14 protein-coding genes are annotated in these 18033 nt (G+C 68.2%); 5 read left to right on the top strand and 9 right to left on the bottom strand.

Annotation, left to right across the window (positions count from 1 at the left end):
* Nucleotides 1-42 precede the first annotated feature (42 nt).
* Genes Q0P59_RS04945 through Q0P59_RS04955 form a run of 3 tightly spaced genes read left to right on the top strand, consistent with a single transcriptional unit; the run spans nt 43 to nt 7728 of the window.
* Nucleotides 43-5457 carry a CHAT domain-containing protein gene (locus Q0P59_RS04945; protein WP_295004186.1) on the top strand — a complete coding sequence of 1805 codons (5415 nt, stop codon included), beginning with the start codon at nt 43-45 and terminating at the stop codon, nt 5455-5457.
* Nucleotides 5454-6143, top strand: coding sequence for a D-Ala-D-Ala carboxypeptidase family metallohydrolase (locus Q0P59_RS04950; RefSeq protein ID WP_295004188.1), 690 nt, complete (start codon nt 5454-5456; stop codon nt 6141-6143). Before Q0P59_RS04945 ends, Q0P59_RS04950 begins: the two co-directional genes overlap by 4 nt.
* A 7-nt stretch (nt 6144-6150) precedes the next feature.
* Nucleotides 6151-7728 carry a hypothetical protein gene (locus Q0P59_RS04955; protein WP_295004190.1) on the top strand — a complete coding sequence of 526 codons (1578 nt, stop codon included), beginning with the start codon at nt 6151-6153 and terminating at the stop codon, nt 7726-7728.
* Nucleotides 7729-7748: 20 nt separating this feature from the next.
* On the opposite strand, the gene Q0P59_RS04960 is transcribed toward Q0P59_RS04955, so the two are convergent.
* Both Q0P59_RS04960 and rnk read right to left on the bottom strand, forming a co-directional pair.
* Nucleotides 7749-7982: a hypothetical protein gene (locus Q0P59_RS04960; protein WP_295004192.1), complete on the bottom strand. Its 234-nt coding sequence runs from the start codon at nt 7980-7982 to the stop codon at nt 7749-7751.
* A gap of 80 nt (nt 7983-8062) precedes the next feature.
* Nucleotides 8063-8473, bottom strand: coding sequence for a nucleoside diphosphate kinase regulator (gene rnk / locus Q0P59_RS04965; RefSeq protein ID WP_295004194.1), 411 nt, complete (start codon nt 8471-8473; stop codon nt 8063-8065).
* A 116-nt stretch (nt 8474-8589) separates the two neighbouring features.
* Between rnk and Q0P59_RS04970 the strand changes: the two genes are divergently transcribed.
* Entirely contained in the window at nt 8590-9501 is a 912-nt protein-coding gene (locus Q0P59_RS04970) for a LysR family transcriptional regulator (protein ID WP_295004196.1), read from the top strand.
* Nucleotides 9502-9525: 24 nt separating this feature from the next.
* Here the strand turns inward: Q0P59_RS04970 and Q0P59_RS04975 are convergent, their stop codons facing one another.
* Both Q0P59_RS04975 and gdhA read right to left on the bottom strand, forming a co-directional pair.
* Nucleotides 9526-9744: a hypothetical protein gene (locus Q0P59_RS04975; RefSeq protein WP_295004198.1), complete on the bottom strand. Its 219-nt coding sequence runs from the start codon at nt 9742-9744 to the stop codon at nt 9526-9528.
* Between the two features lie 24 nt (nt 9745-9768).
* Nucleotides 9769-11112: an NADP-specific glutamate dehydrogenase gene (gdhA, locus tag Q0P59_RS04980; protein ID WP_295004419.1), complete on the bottom strand. Its 1344-nt coding sequence runs from the start codon at nt 11110-11112 to the stop codon at nt 9769-9771.
* Nucleotides 11113-11455: 343 nt separating this feature from the next.
* On the opposite strand from gdhA, the gene Q0P59_RS04985 reads away from it, so the two are divergent.
* Nucleotides 11456-12358, top strand: coding sequence for a LysR family transcriptional regulator (locus Q0P59_RS04985; protein WP_295004200.1), 903 nt, complete (start codon nt 11456-11458; stop codon nt 12356-12358).
* Between the two features lie 33 nt (nt 12359-12391).
* Here Q0P59_RS04985 and Q0P59_RS04990 read toward each other — a convergent pair whose 3' ends face one another.
* From Q0P59_RS04990 to tkt, 5 genes are all read right to left on the bottom strand, one after another.
* The gene (locus Q0P59_RS04990; protein WP_295004202.1) at nt 12392-13048 is read right to left on the bottom strand and encodes a phosphoglycolate phosphatase; all 657 of its coding nucleotides are present in this window, start codon (nt 13046-13048) and stop codon (nt 12392-12394) included.
* 1 nt (nt 13049) lies between these two features.
* Complete coding sequence (gene rpe, locus Q0P59_RS04995; RefSeq protein ID WP_295004204.1) at nt 13050-13751, bottom strand: ribulose-phosphate 3-epimerase; 702 nt, start codon at nt 13749-13751, stop codon at nt 13050-13052.
* Between the two features lie 71 nt (nt 13752-13822).
* Complete coding sequence (gene fba, locus Q0P59_RS05000) at nt 13823-14860, bottom strand: class II fructose-bisphosphate aldolase (RefSeq protein ID WP_295004206.1); 1038 nt, start codon at nt 14858-14860, stop codon at nt 13823-13825.
* Between the two features lie 9 nt (nt 14861-14869).
* Nucleotides 14870-15877, bottom strand: coding sequence for a type I glyceraldehyde-3-phosphate dehydrogenase (gene gap / locus Q0P59_RS05005; protein WP_295004208.1), 1008 nt, complete (start codon nt 15875-15877; stop codon nt 14870-14872).
* 109 nt (nt 15878-15986) lie between these two features.
* Nucleotides 15987-18032: a transketolase gene (gene tkt, locus Q0P59_RS05010; RefSeq protein WP_295004210.1), complete on the bottom strand. Its 2046-nt coding sequence runs from the start codon at nt 18030-18032 to the stop codon at nt 15987-15989.
* Nucleotide 18033 lies beyond the last annotated feature (1 nt).

Raw genomic sequence — 18033 nt, forward strand, 5'->3', positions numbered from 1 at the left:
GGCAGCGACAACACCAAACCGGCCTGACCGGAGGAGGACACCATGTCCCAACAGAGCTTCAAGCTGCGTGGCCAGCGCGAGGAAATCCGCCGCCGTGGCATCAGTGGTCCGCAAGCGCTGTTCCGCCTGACCCCGGGCGCCGCCCGCGACGGTGCCGGCGAAACGGTCGAAGTCAGCGGCGACACCGTCGTTCGCGTCGAACTCGACAACGGTTTCGTGCTGTGGAGCCGGATGGACGACCTGTCCCGCGACTTCGGCACGCCGCCGGCCCGCGATGGCGACGGCTGCTGGGAAATCAGCCGCCTGACGCCGCGCCGCGCGGCCGCCAGCGAGCGCGGCCTGGCCGGGCTGGCCGTGCGCATCCTCGACTTCTTCGGCATCGATCTCGCCGAAAAATCGGCCGCCGCGCTCGGCGAACACTTCGAGGAAAAGCTGATCGGCAAGCACCCGCCGGGCTTCTATCGCCTCGACCTGGCCGGCGAATTCGCGCTCAAGCCGGTGGCCGACGACGAGGCCATCCCGGCCGATGCCGGCCCCACCCTCGTCTTCCTGCACGGCACCGCCTCGTCGGCCGAAGGCAGTTTCGGCAAGCTGTGGGACGGCGGCAACCTCGAAGGCGCCCGCCTGCGCCAGAGCCTGCTGCCGACCTACGGCGACCGGGTCTTCGCGCTCGAACACCGGACGTTGACCGAAAGCCCGATCGCCAACGCGCTGGCCCTGGCCAAACGCCTGCCGGCCGGCGCCGACGTCCACCTGGTCAGCCATTCGCGCGGCGGCCTGGTCGGCGAAGTGCTGTGCCTGGCCGATTGCGCCGATCTCGCCAGGACGCTCACTCCCGAGCAGGTGCACACCCTGTTCGCCGCCGACCGTACCCTCGCCCCGCAACTCGGCCTGATGCCGCTGAGCGAGGCCCAGATGAAAGCGCGCGACGCCGCCTACGACGCCGACCGCCAACGCCTGCTCGACCTGGTCGCCGAACTCGACCGGAAGCGGCTGCGCATCGGCCGCTTCGTTCGCGTCGCCTGCCCGGCGCGTGGCACGACGCTGGCCTCGGGTCGTCTCGACCGCTGGCTGTCGGTCCTCGATTACGTCGCCACGGCGGCCACCGGCGGCGGGCTGTTCACCGACGGCCTCGACTTCCTGCTCGCCGTGGTCAAGGAACGCACCGACCCGCGCACCCTGCCCGGCGTCGAGGCGATGATGCCCGGCTCGGCGCTGACCCGGCTGCTCAACGCGACGCCCGAGCTGATCACGACGGCCGACCTGTCGGTCATCGCCGGCGACATCGAGGCCGGCGACGGCCTGTGGAACACCTTGAAGGTACTGGCCACCGACTGGTTCTACAGGAACGAGCACGACCTCGTCGTCGACACCGCCTCCATGCTCGGCGGCCTGCCGCGCCTCGGCGGGGCGGCGCGCTATCGCCAGGACCAGGGGCCGAAGGTCAATCATTTCCGCTATTTCACCAACGACCAGAGCGTGCGCTGGCTGGGCGCCGGGCTGTCCCGCGCCGACGGCGACAACGCCGGTTTCCTGAGCCTCGCCCCCAAGCCGGCCGCCGCGCCGCGCTGCGCCGCCGCCATCGCCCGCAGCCGTGGCGGCAACAAGCCGCGGCCGATCGCCGTCGTGCTGCCTGGCACCATGGGCAGCGAGCTGACGGCCGGCGACGATCCGGTCTGGCTCAACTACTGGGCCTTGCTCAAGGGCGGCCTGAAGAAGATCGCCATGGGCCGCGACGGCATCGCGCCGGTCGGGCTGGTGGACCAGTTCTACGGACCGCTGGTCGAATTCCTGGCGCGCAGCCACCAGGTCGAAATCTTCCCCTACGACTGGCGCTTCTCGGTGCGCAAGGCCGCCGCCCGCCTGGTCGGCACGCTGGAGCCGCTGGTCGCCCAGGCCGAGCGCTCGGGCCAGCCGCTGCGCCTGGTCGCCCATTCGATGAGCGGGCTGGTGGTGCGTTCGATGATCGCCGACGGCGGCGCCGGCACGGCGCTGTGGAAGCGCATCACCCAACTGCCGGGCGCCCGCTTCCTGATGCTCGGCACGCCCAACCTCGGCTCCTACGAGGCCGTGCGCTGGCTGACCGGCTTCAACCCGACGCAGGCCAAGCTCAGCCTGCTCGACATCACGCAGAGCACTGACCAGATCATCAACCTGGTGGCGCGCTATCCCGGCCTGCTCGAACTGCTGCCCTTCGCGCCCGACGATCCCGACTTTACCGACACCACCCGCTGGCAGAAGATGCGCCAGGAACTCGGCGCCCGCTGGGATACCGCCCCGGCCGCCGACCTGCAGGAAGCCGGCGCTACCTGGAAGTTCCTCAAGGCCGCCGCCCCCGATCCGCGCTTCATGGCCTATGTGGCCGGCTGCCAGCCGGCCACCGTCGTCGACTACCGGCTGACGCCGGGCCAGGTGATGTTCCGCCCCGACCTCAAGCGCCTCGAATTCATCGCCACCCGCGAGGGCGACGGCACGGTGGCCTGGTCCTCCGGCCGGCTGCCCGGCGTGCCGTTGTGGTACGTCGACAACACCGCGCACGACATGCTGTGCGCCCAGCCCAAGGCCTTCCCGGCCTATCTCGACATCCTGGTCAATGGCCAGACCACGCTGCTGCCGAGCAGCCCGCCGGCCCGTGCCCGCAGCGCGGCCGGCGAGGAACGCTTCGTGCTGCCGGCCACCCCGCCGGCCGACGGCATGCCGGCGCCGGAGGACATCGCCAGCCTCGGCTTCTCCGGGCAGCTGCCGGAAGCGGTCGAGAACGAACAGGCGACGCCGCGCATCGCCGTCAGCATCCGCCACGGCAACCTGACCTACGCCCGCCACCCGGTGCTCGTCGGCCATTACCAGGGCGACACCGTGGTCAGCGCCGAAGCCGCGCTCGACCGCCAGCTCAACGGCCACCTGACGCGCCGGCTCGACCTCGGCATCTACCCCGGGCCGCTCGGCAGCCACAGCGTTTTCCTCAACGATTCGCCGGTCGCCAAGCCGATGGGCGCCATCGTCGTCGGCCTCGGCGAAATCGGCGGGCTCAGCCCGGGACAACTCGAAGCGGCGATTCGCGATGCCCTGCTCGACTACGCGCTGAAGGTCGCCTACTGGCCGGATGCCCGCTTCGGCGAGGCCGGCCGGCCGCGTTCGGCGGCGGTCACCTGCCTGCTCGTCGGCACCGGTGGCGGCGGGCTGCCGGTCGGCGATTCGCTCGAAGCGATGCTGCGCGCCGCGGTCGCCGCCAACCAGACGCTGGCCGACCAGGAGCTCGACGGCCGCGTCCTGATCGACCGCCTCGAACTGCTCGAACTGTACGAGGACGTCGCCATTGCCGCCGCCGAAGCCCTCGGCCGCGTGTTGCAGAACGAGGCGCTGGCCAACGCCGTCGCCTGGCCGGCCGGCGCCGTCGAAACCGCCCAGGCCGGGCGCCGCCGGGTGCGCTTCGACAGCGCCAACGAGTGGTACCAGCGCCTGGAGATCGTCCGCCAGGAGGACAAGCTGCGCTTCCTCTTCCCGACCGACAAGGCACGCGCCGAGGAAACCCTGGCCACCGGCCAGCTGGCCCTCGCCGATGCCTTCGTGCAGGCGGCCAGCCGCGACACCGGGCGCAACTCGGAAGCGACCAAGACGCTGTACGAAATGCTGCTCCCGCTGCGCCTGCGCGAACTGGCGCCGCAGCAGGGCAACCTGGTCGTCATCGTCGACCGCCAGTCGGCCCGCTACCCGTGGGAACTGCTGGAAAACCGCTGGAGCAACGGCGAGCGCCCGCCCTCGGTCGGCGCCGGTTTCGTCCGCCAGTTCCGCACCGACAGCTTCCGCCAGCGTCCGCTGCACAGCCCGGGCAACACCGCGTTGGTCATCGGCAACCCGGACCTCCAGGGCAGCCCCGACTTCGCCGACCTGCCCGGCGCCCGCGACGAGGCGCAGGCCGTCGCCGACCAGCTGTCGGGCGAAGGCTACGATGTCATCGACTGCATCGACCAGGCGGCGACGCCGATCATGGAGGCCCTGCACAAGAACAGCTGGCGCATCCTGCATCTCGCCGCGCACGGCGTGCATGAACACCCGACCGCCGGCGGCAAGGTTTCCGGCATGGTCATCGGCCCGGCCAGTTTCCTGACGCCGGGCGACATCGCCCAGATGCGCTACGTGCCCGAACTGGTCTTCATCAACTGCTGCCACCTCGGCCGCGTCGACGGGGCTCGCCCGCTCGACCGCCTGGGGCTGGCCGCCAACCTCGGCGAGGAATTCATCGCCATGGGCGTGCGCGCCGTCGTCGCCGCCGGCTGGGCCGTCGACGACCGCGCCGGGCAGGCCTTCGCCGCCACCTTCTACCGCGCCATGCTGGCCGGCGAAACCTTCGGCGAGGCCGTGCGCGTCGCCCGCGAGGACGTCTGGCTGCGCTTCCCCGACGTGAATACCTGGGGCGCCTACCAGTGCTACGGCGACCCGGATTTCCGTTTCCACCGCGACACGGCGGCGCCGCGCCACAACCAGACGCCCTTCGCCACCGCCCACGAACTGGTTTCCGAACTCGACAACCTGGCCGCCGACCTGCGGGCCGGCGCCACCGACGACGCCGAAGGCAAGATCGAGCGGCGCCTGGGCCGCATCCCGGCCAACCAGAAGGACGGCTGGCTGGCCCGTGCCGACGTCCAGGCCGCGCTCGGCCTGGCCTGGGGCGAAGCCCGCCGCTGGCCGGAAGCCATCGCCGCACTCGAAACGGCGCTCACCGCCGACAAGGGCGACTGCTCGATGAAGGCATTGGAACAGTACGCCAACTACCGCGTCCGCCACGCCGCCGAGCTGTGGCAGAAGGCCGGCCGCCAGTCGGCCAGGAATCGCGAAAAGACGCGGCAGGAGCAGATCGAACGCATCGAATCGGCCATCCTCGACCTCGACACCCTGTGCCGCCGCGCGCCGACCGTCGAGCGCCTGAACCTGCTCGGCAGCGCCTACAAGCGGCTGGCGCTGATCGAGGACGAAGGGCCGCGCCGCACCGAGGCGCTGGTCAACATGGCGCAGCATTACCGGCTGGCCTACGAGCGCAAGCGCGATGCCTACGCCTTCACCAACTGGCTGGCCGGCAGCCTGCTCACCCGCCAGCGCGGCGAAACGCTGGCCACCGCCGACCCCGCCGGCCAGCAGCGCGAACTGGAAGGCCTGCTCCGCGAGCTGGCCCAGCGCAACGAGGCCGACCCCAACTTCTGGGACAGCGCCAGCCTGGCCGACCTGCAGCTGGTCCGCCTGCTCGCGCAACCCGCCGCCCCGCCCCGCAAGCGCGGCGACACCGGCCTGCCGCCGGCGCTGGCCGTGCTCGCCACCTACCGCAACGCCATCGCCCGCGGCGCCAGCCCGCGCGAGGTGTCGTCGGTGGCCGAGCACATCGCCTTCCTGATCGCCCTGTGGTCGCCTGACGACAAGCCGAAACAGCGCATCCTGCAACAGATCCAGGAGAACCTGTCATGAGCCCGCGCCGCCGCACAACCGAAACCGCCGCCCCCAAGGCCACGCCGGCCGTCGCCAAGGGTCGTCCCATCCGGCGCAGCCAGCCGCGCAGCAGCCCGGCCCTGCCGCGCGATGCCGGCGCCCCCGATTACGCGCGCACACCGCTCGACGCCATTCCGCTCGCCGGCCTGCCGCCGCGCGCGCTGATCGCGCCCAACTTCCGGCTCTACGAGCTGACCAAGTCCGACCTCGCCGCCCGCCTCGGTATCGACAACGGCTTCGCCAGCGAGGCCGAGCTGCGCGCCGCGATCCATCTCGCCCGCAATGTGCTGCAGCCGATCCGCGATGCCTTCGGCTCCTTTTCGCCGAACAGCGTCTATCGCAGCCAGCGCCTCGAGCGCGCCCTGAAGAACAAGCCGGCATCGTGGCTGAGCACCAGCCAGCACGCCAAGGGCCAGGCCTGCGACGTCGAGATCGTCGGCCAGCCGACGCTGGAACTGGCGGCCTGGGCCAAGGCGCACCTGGCCGATTTCGACCAGATCATCTGCGAGTGCTACGACCCGGCCAAGGGGCCGAACTCCGGCTGGGTGCACATCTCGCTCAAGCCGCCCGGTGCCGGTGCCAACCGCAAGCAGTGCCTGAGCTACGTGCGCGACCCGGCGAGCGGCCGGCTGGTCTACGTGACCGGCCTCAGCGCAATGGGCTGAGGCAAACATGCTGCCCGGCAAGATCGCCACCCTGCTGATCATTGCCACGGCGCTTTCGTTCTTTGGCGCGCTGATCGTCGCCGCACGCTACCGGGCGGCCATGAAGGCGCTGATGAAGGCCCCCGTCGATGCCGCCACCGCGCCCCCCGGCAAGCCAGCCAAGCCTTTGCCTCATACCGCCGGCAACCCGGCCGTGCCGGTCACCCTGGCCGGCAACCGCGAGGCGGCGCGGCAGCTGATCCTCGCCTTTCTCGGCATCACCCTGGTCATTTCCCTGAACCGGACGCTGCTCACGCAGGTCATGTTCGACGGGCCGATCACCCTCATTTCCGTGAGCACCCTGTGCGCGGCGTATGCCTGGCCGGTGGTGCCGGTCATCGCCGTCATCCACCGCTGGCCGCGCCGGCGCTTCGTCGGCACCCTGCTGCTCTGGTTCGTCGCCGCCGTCGCGCTGCTCAGCTGGCGTACCAACGAGAACATCGGCTTCGCCCAGGTCTTCGGATGGATGCTGTTCGATATCGGCCTGCCGCTGATCGTCGTCAGCGCCCTGTGCCTGGGCAGCGCCACGCGCGCCGTCGCGCCGTGGCTGGCGCCGCTGTTCATCGTGCTGTGCTGGGCCTCGCAGGCCGGCATCGACCTGCTCGCCGCGTTGGTCGAGCAACAAAGCCCGCTCGCCTACTGGCTGGCCAGCCATATCGGCGCCGTCACCGCCATCGCGCTGTTCGCCCTGCTCCCCTGGCTGTTCGCCTGGTGGCCGGCGCGCGCCATCGGCCGCTGGCTGGGGCAGGCCTACGCTGCGCGCCGGCTGTCCGAACTGTTCTACCTGTTCACCGCCGTCTGGGTCATCGCCCTGGTCGGCCCCGCCCTCGGCGCCATCGCCAGCGAAGGCTGGGGCGCCCTGCTCCATTTCCTGCCCCTGGTCTGGATACCGCTCGGCGCCTGGCTGCTTCACCTGCGCACCGATCACCGCCCGCCCGGCCGCCCGCCGACGCTGCTCGTACTGCGCGTCTTCCAGCAGGACGCCAACGTGCTGGCGCTGTTCGACCGCGTCATCGAACGCTGGCGCCTGACCGGCAACACCGTGCTCATCGCCGGCACCGACCTGGTCGACCGCACCATCGACGCCGACGACATCTTCACCTTCCTCGACGGCCGCCTCGCCGAACGCTTCATCCGCCGCCCGGAAGAAGTCGCCCCCCGCCTCGCCGCCTTCGAATGGCGACCCGACATCGAGGGCCGTTACCGGGTCAACGAATGCTACTGCCACGACACCACCTGGCAGCAGGCGCTGACCGAACTGCTGCGCGTCAGCGACGTGGTGCTGATGGACCTGCGCAATTTCGTCGCCGCCAACCAGGGCTGCCTCTACGAGCTGCAAACCCTCGCCGCGACCCCGGAACTGCGCCGCGTCGTGGTGCTGATCAACGACCGCACCGAGCTGGCACCGGCCCGGGCGGCCGTCGCCGGCGCGCCGGCCGGCAGGTTTGTCTGGCTGGCGCAGCGGGGCGACACCCCGCCGGACACCGAAGAGGCGCTGGGCGCCTTACTCGACGGGCCTTCCGAAGCCCTTCCCGCCAAGACATAGCGCACGCCTGAAAACCAGGGTCAATCGCCACCCGACTTGAAAAGGGAATGGGGAACGAAGGCACTGTCCATGACCAGGCAAGCGTCAAGGCAGGCCTTCGTCATCGCGGCGGATTGCTCGCAAGCGCTTCGCGTCAGCTCGATATTGAGCAGCATCGCTCTCTCGGTAACGACCAGGACACTTTCGGCAAAGGCGCCAGCGGCGGCCAGCGTGGTTTTCTGTGTTTCGGCAACGGTTTCGATGGCGAATTTCATTGAAGTCTCCGTGGATGGGTAATGGACGAACAGCCAGCCCGGCTTGCGGGCCGGCCAAGGGAGGCCGCCGATGGGCGACGCTAGGCGGCGCTTTTACGGACGCCGGTGACCTTCAATCGGCGCACCGAGCCGTCGGGGAAATCCCACGCGATGTCCTGGCCGACCCGCAAACCGATCAAGGCGCTGCCGACCGGCGTCAGCACCGATACCTTGCCCGCCGCGGGGTCAGCCTCCTCGGGAAAGACCAGTTCGATTTCGCGCTGCGTTCCCAGGCGCTCGTCCAGATAGACGCAACGGACGTTCATGGTCACCACATCCTCCGGAACCTGTTCCTTTTGAACTACAATTGCCCGATCCAATTCGTCCGCCAGTTCATCGTTCAGGGCATATCCGCGTAAGCGCGCGTAGTCTTCGAGGCTCAGGACAGGCTCTCCGAATACCGGGCAATCTTTGGGCACGGCGGATGTTTTGGCAAAATTGGCTGCATTCATGGGATGACATGCTACTGCCCCGGCAAGCATCCCGATAGCCGTTAAACCGGCATCAAAATGGTTCCCACAAGGAAACAATTGCAAGACGCGATGATGAACAGGAGCCTCAGGCACCCATGGCCGACTTGAATCTGATGGCTGTTTTCGCCCGGGTGGTCGAGGCGGGCAGTTTTTCCGAGGCGGCCCGGCGGGCCGGGACCTCCCGCTCGGCAATCAGCAAGGCGGTAGCCAAGCTGGAAAAATCGCTCGGCGCGCATTTGCTGAACCGGACCACCCGCCATCTCAGCCTGACCGAAATCGGCACCGCGGTTGCCGAGCACTGCGCCCGCATCGTGGAAGAAGCAACGGAGGCCGAGAAGCTGGTCGGCAGCCTCAGCAGCGAGGCGCGGGGCGTCTTGCGCGTCAGCGCCTCGGTGGCCTTCGGCACCCTGCATGTCGCCCCGGCCCTGGCCGAGTTCCTGCCGCACCACCCGGAGCTCAAGATCGACCTGAGCATTACGGACCGCTGGGTCAACCTGGCCGAGGAAGCCTACGACGTGGCCATTCACGTCAGCAGCGACCCGCCGCCCAACCTGGTGGCGCGCCCGCTGGCGCCGGTGCGGCGCCAGTTATGCGCGACCCCCGACTACTTCCGCCGGCGGGGCATTCCCCGCACGCCGGCCGACCTGGTCACGCACAACTGCCTGGATTACACGCGCTCCGGCGAGCCCGGGCGATGGCGCTTCACCGGGCCGGAAGGGGAGATTTCCGTGCCGATCAACGGCCCGCTCCACGTCGATGACGACGAGGCCTTGTCGCAAGCCGTCCTCGGCGGACTGGGGGTCGGACTGCTGCCCACGTTCATCGTCGGCAAGGCGCTGCAGGACGGCAACCTGCAGGCCGTCCTGTCCGAATACATCCCGGTCGAGCGCCACGTCTACGCCATGTATTTGCCGACGCGCCACCTGCCGAACAAGGTCCGGGTCTTCATTGATTTCATGCTCTCCCATATCGGCGCAGAGCCCTACTGGGACCGGCCGGCCACCTGAAACACCCCGTCGCCGGCAGTCGACTCACGCCGCCGGGGGTGCGGCATTCTCCCGGTTGGCCAGCAACAGTTCCCGCAACAGGCTTCTTGCCAGATCGTCCGGCTGGCGGTTGGCCAGCTGGCGGCTGGTGCCGCCGGATGCCGTCGATACGACGAGAATCATGCCCGCCACCCAGTAGTAGCCCGAAAGAACCTCGCCATCGATTTCGCAGCTGACAGGGTGCCTTTCGTAGCGCCGGTGCATGGAACCTCCCTGGCTGGCGAGCGCTTAAACGACGCCCTGAGCCAGCATGGCGTCGGCGACCCTGACGAAACCGGCGATATTGGCGCCATTGACATAGCTGACCTTGCCGTCCGCCGCCCGACCGTAGGTCAGGCAGGCTTCATGGATATTGACCATGATTTCGCGCAGCCGGGCGTCGACCTCGTCGCGCTGCCAGGAGAGGCGCATGGCGTTCTGGCTCATTTCCAGGCCGGAAGTCGCCACGCCGCCGGCGTTGCTGGCCTTGCCCGGCGCGTAGAGCACGCCGTTGCCCTCGAACACCTTCACCGCATCGGCGGTCGACGGCATGTTGGCGCCCTCGGCAACGCAGATGACGCCATTGCCGAGCAACATCTTCGCATCCTCGCCGTCCAGCTCGTTCTGCGTGGCGCAGGGCAGGGCGACATCGACCGGCACGTGCCAGGGGCGGACACCGGGCTGGAAAACGGCGCCGACCCGCTTGGCGTAATCGCTCACGCGGCCGTAGCGATGGTTCTTCACATCCATCAGCTCGGCCAGCTTGTCCGGCGTGAAACCGCCGTCATCGACCACCGTGCCGCTCGAATCGGACACCGTGACGACCCTGGCGCCCATCGCCATCGCCTTTTCGATGGCGTACTGGGCGACGTTGCCGGCGCCGGAAACGCTGACGCGCAGACCGTCGAAGCTGCGCCCCCGCTGCCTGAGCATCTCCTCGGCGAAATAGACGGTGCCGTAGCCGGTTGCCTCCGGCCGGATCAGCGAACCGCCGAAGCTCAGCCCCTTGCCGGTGAACACGCAGTCGGCGCGATTCGCCAGCTTCTTGTACATGCCGGCCATGAAGCCGACCTCGCGGCCGCCGACGCCGATGTCGCCGGCCGGCACATCGGTATTGGCACCGACGTGGCGGAACAGTTCACTGACGAAGGCCTGGCAGAAGCGCATCACCTCGCCCGGGCTGCGCCCCTTCGGATCGAAGTCCGAGCCGCCCTTGCCGCCGCCCATGGGCAGCGTGGTCAGCGCGTTCTTGAAGGTCTGCTCGAAGGCCAGGAACTTGAGAATGGACAGGTTGACCGAGGGATGGAAGCGGATGCCGCCCTTGTACGGCCCGATGGCCGAGGAATGCTGGATGCGGTAGCCGCGATTGACCTGGACCTCGCCCTTGTCGTCGACCCATGACACGCGGAAGACGATGATGCGCTCGGCCTCCAGCAGACGATCGAGCAGGCCGTGTTCGGCATATTTCGGGTGTTGGGCAATGTACGGCCACAGGCTTTCGATGACTTCGCTCACCGCCTGCAGGAACTCCGGCTGCCCCGGATTGCGCACGGCCACCTGCCGGATGAAATCCTCAAAACTCTGGTAACGCATCATTGCTCCCTGGTTCGTTGTCAGCGGCCAACTGTCGGAAAGCGGCGCGCACCGCCGCATCGGGCGCAAGAAAATGCGCCAACATTGATAGCGGTTCGGCAACAATCAAACCGCAGGCTTGATGCGGAAAACCGAGCCGCCGTCATGGCGAACGAAAAATCCGCCGAGAACGAGCGCGCGCAATGAACCGACGGTTTGAATCCCCACTGATTCCTTGGGGTTTTTCCGAGAAGGCAAGCTGGCCGCTTTTGGAATATCGGATCATAAAGTCGGAAGCCAGGCTTGATAAGCCACCGAATCTGAACAAAACTGTTTCTGTTTCGATAACAATACGCACACCCCCATGCACGACATCAACGACCTGCTTTTCTTTGCCCACGTGGTCAAAGTCCGCAGCTTTTCGGAGGCGGCGCGCCGTCTCAACGTCTCGAAATCGCGCGTCAGCAAAGCCGTCGCCCGCCTGGAAAGCGACCTGGGGGTGCGCCTGCTGCACCGGAGCACCCGCAGCCTGAGCCTGACCGACGTGGGCGAGGCCTATTTCGAGCACTGCGACCGGATACTGGAGGAGCTCAACCAGGCGGACACGACGATTTCACGACTGCACCAGGAGCCGCGCGGCAAGCTGAAGATCAGCGCCCCGGTCGCCTTCAGCACCATGCACGTGGCCTCGGCCCTGCCCGACTTCATGGCGCGCTACCCCGACCTCAGCGTCGACCTGACCATCAGCGACCGCCTGGTCGACCTCGCCGACGAGGGCTACGACATCGCCCTGCGCATCACGCGCGAGCCGGGCCAGAACCTCGTCGCACGCCAACTGGCGCCGATCCGCCGCAAGATCTGCGCGAGCCCTGCCTACCTCGCCCGGCGCGGCATTCCGCTCGCCCCGGAAGACCTGGCCCGGCACAACTGCCTGGACTACACCTTCATGAACACGCAAGGGATGTGGCACCTCAACGGGCATCACGGAGACGTCTCGATACCGGTCTCCGGCACCCTGCGCATCAACGACGACGAGGCCTTGTCCCAGGCGGTGCTCGGCGGCCTCGGGCTGGCCCTGCTCCCCACCTTCATCGTCGGCAAGGACCTGCAGGAAGGACGCCTGGTCGAAGTCCTGCCCGGCTACGTGCCCACCGAACGCTTCATCTACGCCGTGCACCTGCCCAACCGGCACTTGCCGCTGAAAGTCCGGGCCTTTATCGAGTTCCTGATGAAGCGTTTCGGGCCGACTCCGTATTGGGATCGTTGAACCGGCGATGCCTGCCGCCCCCGAGCGCCTGACTCATCCCGGCGGGGCAAGCGCCGCGCAGAACGAATCCAGCAGCCGGTCGCAGTCCTCCGCGCGGAGCGCCCGCCCCTCGTTATAGCCGTAGGTGACGCAGTAAGCCGTGCTCCCCGCCGCCCTCGCCGCGTGAACGTCGTGGATCGAATCGCCGATGTGCAGGTTGCGTTCCGGCAGGCTGCCCATGGCCCGGCAGGCATGGAGAAGCGGCGCGGGGTGGGGTTTCTTGTACGGCGTGGTGTCGCCCGAGACGACGGTCGCGAAGTAGCCGCTCAGGCCCATGCGCTCGAGCAGCGGCCCGGTGAAGGCGGCCGGTTTGTTGGTGACCACGGCGAGCGGCAGGCCGGTCGCCCGCCAGGCGTCCAGGCCGTCGATCACGCCGGGAAAGACGCGGCTTTTTGTGCCGTTGATGGCGGCGTAGTGGCGCTGGAAGATGGCGATGGCGCGATCCAGCACCTCGCCCTCGGGAACGACGCGGTCGCGCAGGCAGCGCAGCACGAGCACGACGACGCCCTGGCCGACGAAGTCGCGGACCTCTTCCTCGCTGCGCAGTTGCAGGCCGAGTTCGGCGAGCATGGCGTTGCTGGCGGCGTGGAGGTCGGGAACGGTATCGAGCAGGGTGCCGTCGAGGTCGAAGGTGACCGAATTGAAGCGCATGTCAGATGTCCTTAAGCTGTTGGCGCAGCGCCGCGATGATCGAGTCGTAGCGATGCGCGTCGCTGTCCTTGCCGGCGCCATAGACGGCCGAGCCGGCGACGAAGGCATCGACACCGGCGCGGGCGATCTCGGCGATGTTGCCGACATTGACGCCACCATCGATCTCCAGCCGGATGCGCCGGCCGGTCTGCTGTTCGTAGGCGTCCAGCTTGGCGCGAGCCTGCTTCGCCTTGGCCAGCGTGCCGGGAATGAACTTCTGGCCGCCGAAGCCGGGGTTCACGCTCATCAGCAGGATGACGTCGAGCTTGTCCATGACGTAGTCCATGTGGTCGAGCGGCGTCGCCGGGTTGAAGACCAGGCCGGCCTGGCAGCCGCCTTCGCGGATCAGCGACAGGCTGCGGTCGATGTGGTGCGAGGCTTCCGGGTGGAAGGTGATGATGTTGGCCCCGCCTTTCACGAAATCGGGGATGATGCGGTCCACCGGCTTGACCATCAGGTGCACGTCGATCGGCGCCGTGGTGCACGGCCGGATCGCTTCGCAAACCAGCGGCCCGATGGTCAGGTTGGGAACATAATGGTTGTCCATCACGTCAAAGTGTATCCAGTCGGCCCCCGAGGCGATGACGTTGGCCACTTCTTCGCCCAGCTTGGCGAAATTGGCGGACAGAATGCTCGGTGCAATGACGTATTGCGGTCGGTTCATGGCGGGCTCCAAAAAAACGGCCCCAGACTTCGGGGCCAAAGCAGACTACCGCAGTAGAGAAAACGGCTAGATCAACGGTACAGCGCGGTCATTTTTTCCAGCGCCACGGGCTTGATGCGGCTGGCCTGGCCGGCACTGCCGAAGGCCTCGAAGCGCTGGCGGCAGATGTCGCGCGCCGCCGCCACCGCCGCCTTGAGGAAGGCGCGGGGATCGAATTCATCGGGCTTCTCGGCCATCGCCTGGCGCATGGCGCCGGTCATGGCGAGGCGGATATCGGTGTCGATATTGACCTTGCGCACGCCGTGGCGGATGCCCTCGACGATCTCCTCGACCGGCACGCCGTAGGTTTCCTTCATCCGGCCGCCGTACTGGCGGATGACGGCCAGCCATTCCTGCGGCACGCTGCTCGAGCCGTGCATGACCAGGTGGGTGTTGGGAATGCGCGCGTGGATGGCCTTGATGCGGTCGATGGCGAGGATTTCGCCGGTCGGCGGCCGGGTGAACTTGTAGGCGCCATGGCTGGTGCCGATGGCGATGGCCAGCGCGTCGACCCCGGTGCGCTCGACGAAATCGGCAGCCTCTTCCGGGTCGGTCAGCATCTGCGCGTGGTCGAGCTTGCCGGCGGCGCCGATGCCGTCCTCCTCGCCGGCCTCGCCGGTTTCCAGCGAGCCGAGGCAGCCCAGCTCGCCCTCGACCGAGACGCCGATGGCATGGGCCATCTCGACCACCTTGGCGGTGACCATGACGTTGTAGGCGTAGGTGCTCGGCGTCTTGCCGTCGGGGCACAGCGAGCCGTCCATCATCACGCTGGAGAAGCCGCTGCGCATCGACTGCTGGCAGACGGCCGGCGAGGTGCCGTGGTCCTGGTGGAGGCAGACCGGGATATCCGGGTATTGCTCGATGGCAGCCTCGACCAGCTTGCGCAGGAAAGGCTCGCCGGCGTACTTGCGGGCGCCGGCCGAGGCCTGCAGGATGACCGGGCTGGCGCAGGCTTCGGCGGCCTGCATGATGGCCTGGATCTGCTCCATGTTATTGACGTTGAAGGCGGGCAGGCCGTACTGGTGCTCGGCGGCGTGGTCGAGCAGCTGGCGCAGGGAAATGAGAGCCATGATTCCTCCTCAGTGCATGACGTGGCGCACCAGGCGCAACAGGTTGCAGGTGTAGCCGTACTCGTTGTCGTACCAGGCGACGACCTTGACGAAGCTGGCGTCGAGCGCGATGCCGGCGTCGGCGTCGAACACCGAGGGCAGGCCGCAGCCGCGGAAGTCGGTGGACACCACCTTGTCGCGGGTATAGCCGAGCACCCCCTTGAGCGGGCCGGATTCGGCGGCGGCCCGCATGGCGGCGCAGATGTCCTCGTAGCTCGTCTCGCGCTCCAGCTCGACGGTGAGGTCGACCACCGAGACATCCGAGGTCGGCACCCGGAAGGCCATGCCGGTCAGTTTCTTGTTCAATGCCGGGATGACCTTGCCGACGGCCTTGGCGGCGCCGGTCGAGGACGGGATGATGTTTTCCAGGATGCCGCGTCCGCCGCGCCAGTCCTTGCCGGACGGGCCGTCGACCGTCTTCTGCGTGGCGGTCGCCGCATGCACCGTGCTCATCAGGCCGCGCTTGATGCCGAACTTCTCGTGCAGCACCTTGGCCACCGGGGCCAGGCCGTTGGTCGTGCAGGATGCGGCCGAAACGATGGCCTCGCCGGCATAGCGGTCGTGGTTCACGCCGTAGACGAACATCGGCGTCTCGTCCTTGGCCGGCGCCGACTGCACCACTTTCCGCGCCCCGGCTTCGAGGTGCTGGCGGCAGCTATGCTCGGTCAGGAACAGGCCGGTCGCCTCGATCACCACGTCGGCGCGCACGCCGTCCCACTTCAGCTCGGCCGGGTTCTTGACGGCGCTGAGGCGGATGCTGCGGCCATTGACGATCAGCTTGTCGCCATCGACCACGATGTCGCCGGCGAACTTGCCGTGCACCGAGTCGTGCTTGAGCAGGTAGGCGAGATACTCCGGCTCGAGCAGGTCGTTGATGGCGACCACCTCGAGATCGGCGAATTCCGCCTGTTCGGCGATGGCCCGGAAGGCCATGCGCCCGATGCGGCCGAAGCCGTTGATTGCCACCCGTATAGGCATGGAAAGTCTCCTGATAGTTGTGAGTAATTAGTGATTGGTTGCCAGCTCGGCCCGTCGTCGTTGTGAGCTTGTCGCTCTTGCTAACGACCAGGGGACTAACGACTAGCAACTAAAAATCCCCATCGGCGCCGCCGGCGCGCACCACGGCGCGCAGCACGGTCTGCACCAGGTTGTCGACGGTCAGGCCGAAGTGCCGGTAGAGCGCCGGCGCCGGACCGGATTCGCCGAACTCGTCGATACCGAGCACCTCGCCATCGAGCCCGACGTACTTGCGCCAGATGTCGGTCTGCCCCGCCTCGACGGCGACACGGGCGATCTCGGCCGGCAGCACGGCGTTCTTCCAGCTCGCCGGCTGGCGGTCGAAGCGCCGCGTGCAGGGCATCGATACGACGCGCACCGCGACGCCCTGCGCCTTCAGCCCATCGCGCGCCTGCATGGCCAGCGATACTTCCGAGCCGGTGGCGATGATCACCGCCTGCGCCGGGCCGTCGGCCTCGGCCAGCACGTAGCCGCCCCGGCTGGCACCTTCCGCCCGGCGGGCTTCGCCACCATACTGAGGCAGGTTCTGGCGCGACAAGAGCAGGGCGGAAGGTCCGTCGCGGCGTTCCAGCGCCTCGCTCCAGGCGACGGCCGTTTCCAGCTCGTCGCAGGGGCGCCAGACATCGAGTCCGGGAATGACGCGCAGGCTCGCCGCATGTTCGATCGGCTGGTGGGTCGGCCCGTCCTCGCCGAGGCCGATGGAATCGTGGGTCAGGACATGGACGACGCGCTGCTTCATCAGCGCGCTCATGCGGATGGCGTTGCGGGCGTAGTCGGAGAACACCGCGAAGGTGCCACCGTAGGGAATCAGCCCGCCGTGCAGCGCGACGCCGTTCATGATCGCCGTCATGCCGAATTCGCGCACGCCGTAGGAGATGTAGTTGGCGACCTCGCCCTCGGCGGCGGCATGCAGCGCGCGGCTGCCCTTGCCGGCGGTCAGGTTGGAGCCGGTCAGGTCGGCCGAGCCGCCGAGCAGTTCCGGCACCCGGTCGACCAAGAAATCGAGGCTGTTCTGCGACGACTTTCGGGTGGCGATGGCGGCATCCTTGGCGCCGGCCATGGCAAGCAGCGCCTGGCGGATTTCCGGCCACTTCTCGGGCAGGCCGCCGGCCTGGGTGCGCTCGAATTCGGCCGCCAGTTCGGGGTACTGCCGGCGATAGGCAACGAACCTGACCTGCCAGTCGGCCTCGGCGGCGGCACCCGACAGCCGGGCATCCCAGGCCTCGCGCAGCGCCCCCGGCACCTCGAACGGTGCATGCGACCAGTTCAGTGCGGCGCGGGTGGCGGCCACCTCGTCGGCGCCGAGCGGCGCACCATGCACATCGTGGCTGCCGACCTTGTTCGGCGAACCCCAGCCGATCTGCGTGCGGCAGACGATCAGCGTCGGCTTGCCGGCGGCCCTGGCCTCGACGATGGCGGCGCCGACCGCGGCGGCGTCATGGCCGTCGACCGGGCCGACGACATGCCAGCCGTAGGCGCGGAAGCGGGCCGGCGTATCGTCGCGGAACCAGCCCTCGACGTGACCGTCGATGGAGATGCCGTTGTCGTCGTAGAAGGCGACCAGCTTGTCCAGCCCCCAGACGCCGGCCAGCGAGCAGGCCTCGTGGCTGATGCCTTCCATCAGGCAGCCGTCGCCGAGGAAGACCCAGGTGCGGTGATCGACGATCTCGCAGTCCGGCCGGTTGTAGCGTCGGGCGAGCAGCTTTTCGGCCAACGCCATGCCGACGGCGTTGGTCAGGCCCTGGCCGAGCGGGCCGGTGGTCGTCTCGACGCCCGGCGTATGGCCGACTTCCGGATGCCCGGCGGTCTTGCTGCCGAGCTGGCGGAAATTCTGCAGCTGTTCGAGTGGCAGGTCGTAGCCGGTCAGGTGGAGCAGCGCGTAGAGCAGCATCGAGCCGTGGCCGTTGGACAGCACGAAGCGGTCGCGATCCGGCCACTGCGGGTTGGTCGGGTTGTGCTTGAGGTGGTCGCGCCACAGCACTTCGGCGATGTCGGCCATGCCCATCGGCGCGCCGGGATGGCCGGACTTGGCCTTCTCGACGGCATCGATGGCGAGGAAGCGGACGGCATTGGCCAGTTCGCGGCGGAAGGCGATTTCGGTGTGGTCTCGTTCCATG

The sequence above is a fragment of the uncultured Dechloromonas sp. genome (assembly GCF_945957265.1).
Taxonomy (GTDB): domain Bacteria; phylum Pseudomonadota; class Gammaproteobacteria; order Burkholderiales; family Rhodocyclaceae; genus Azonexus.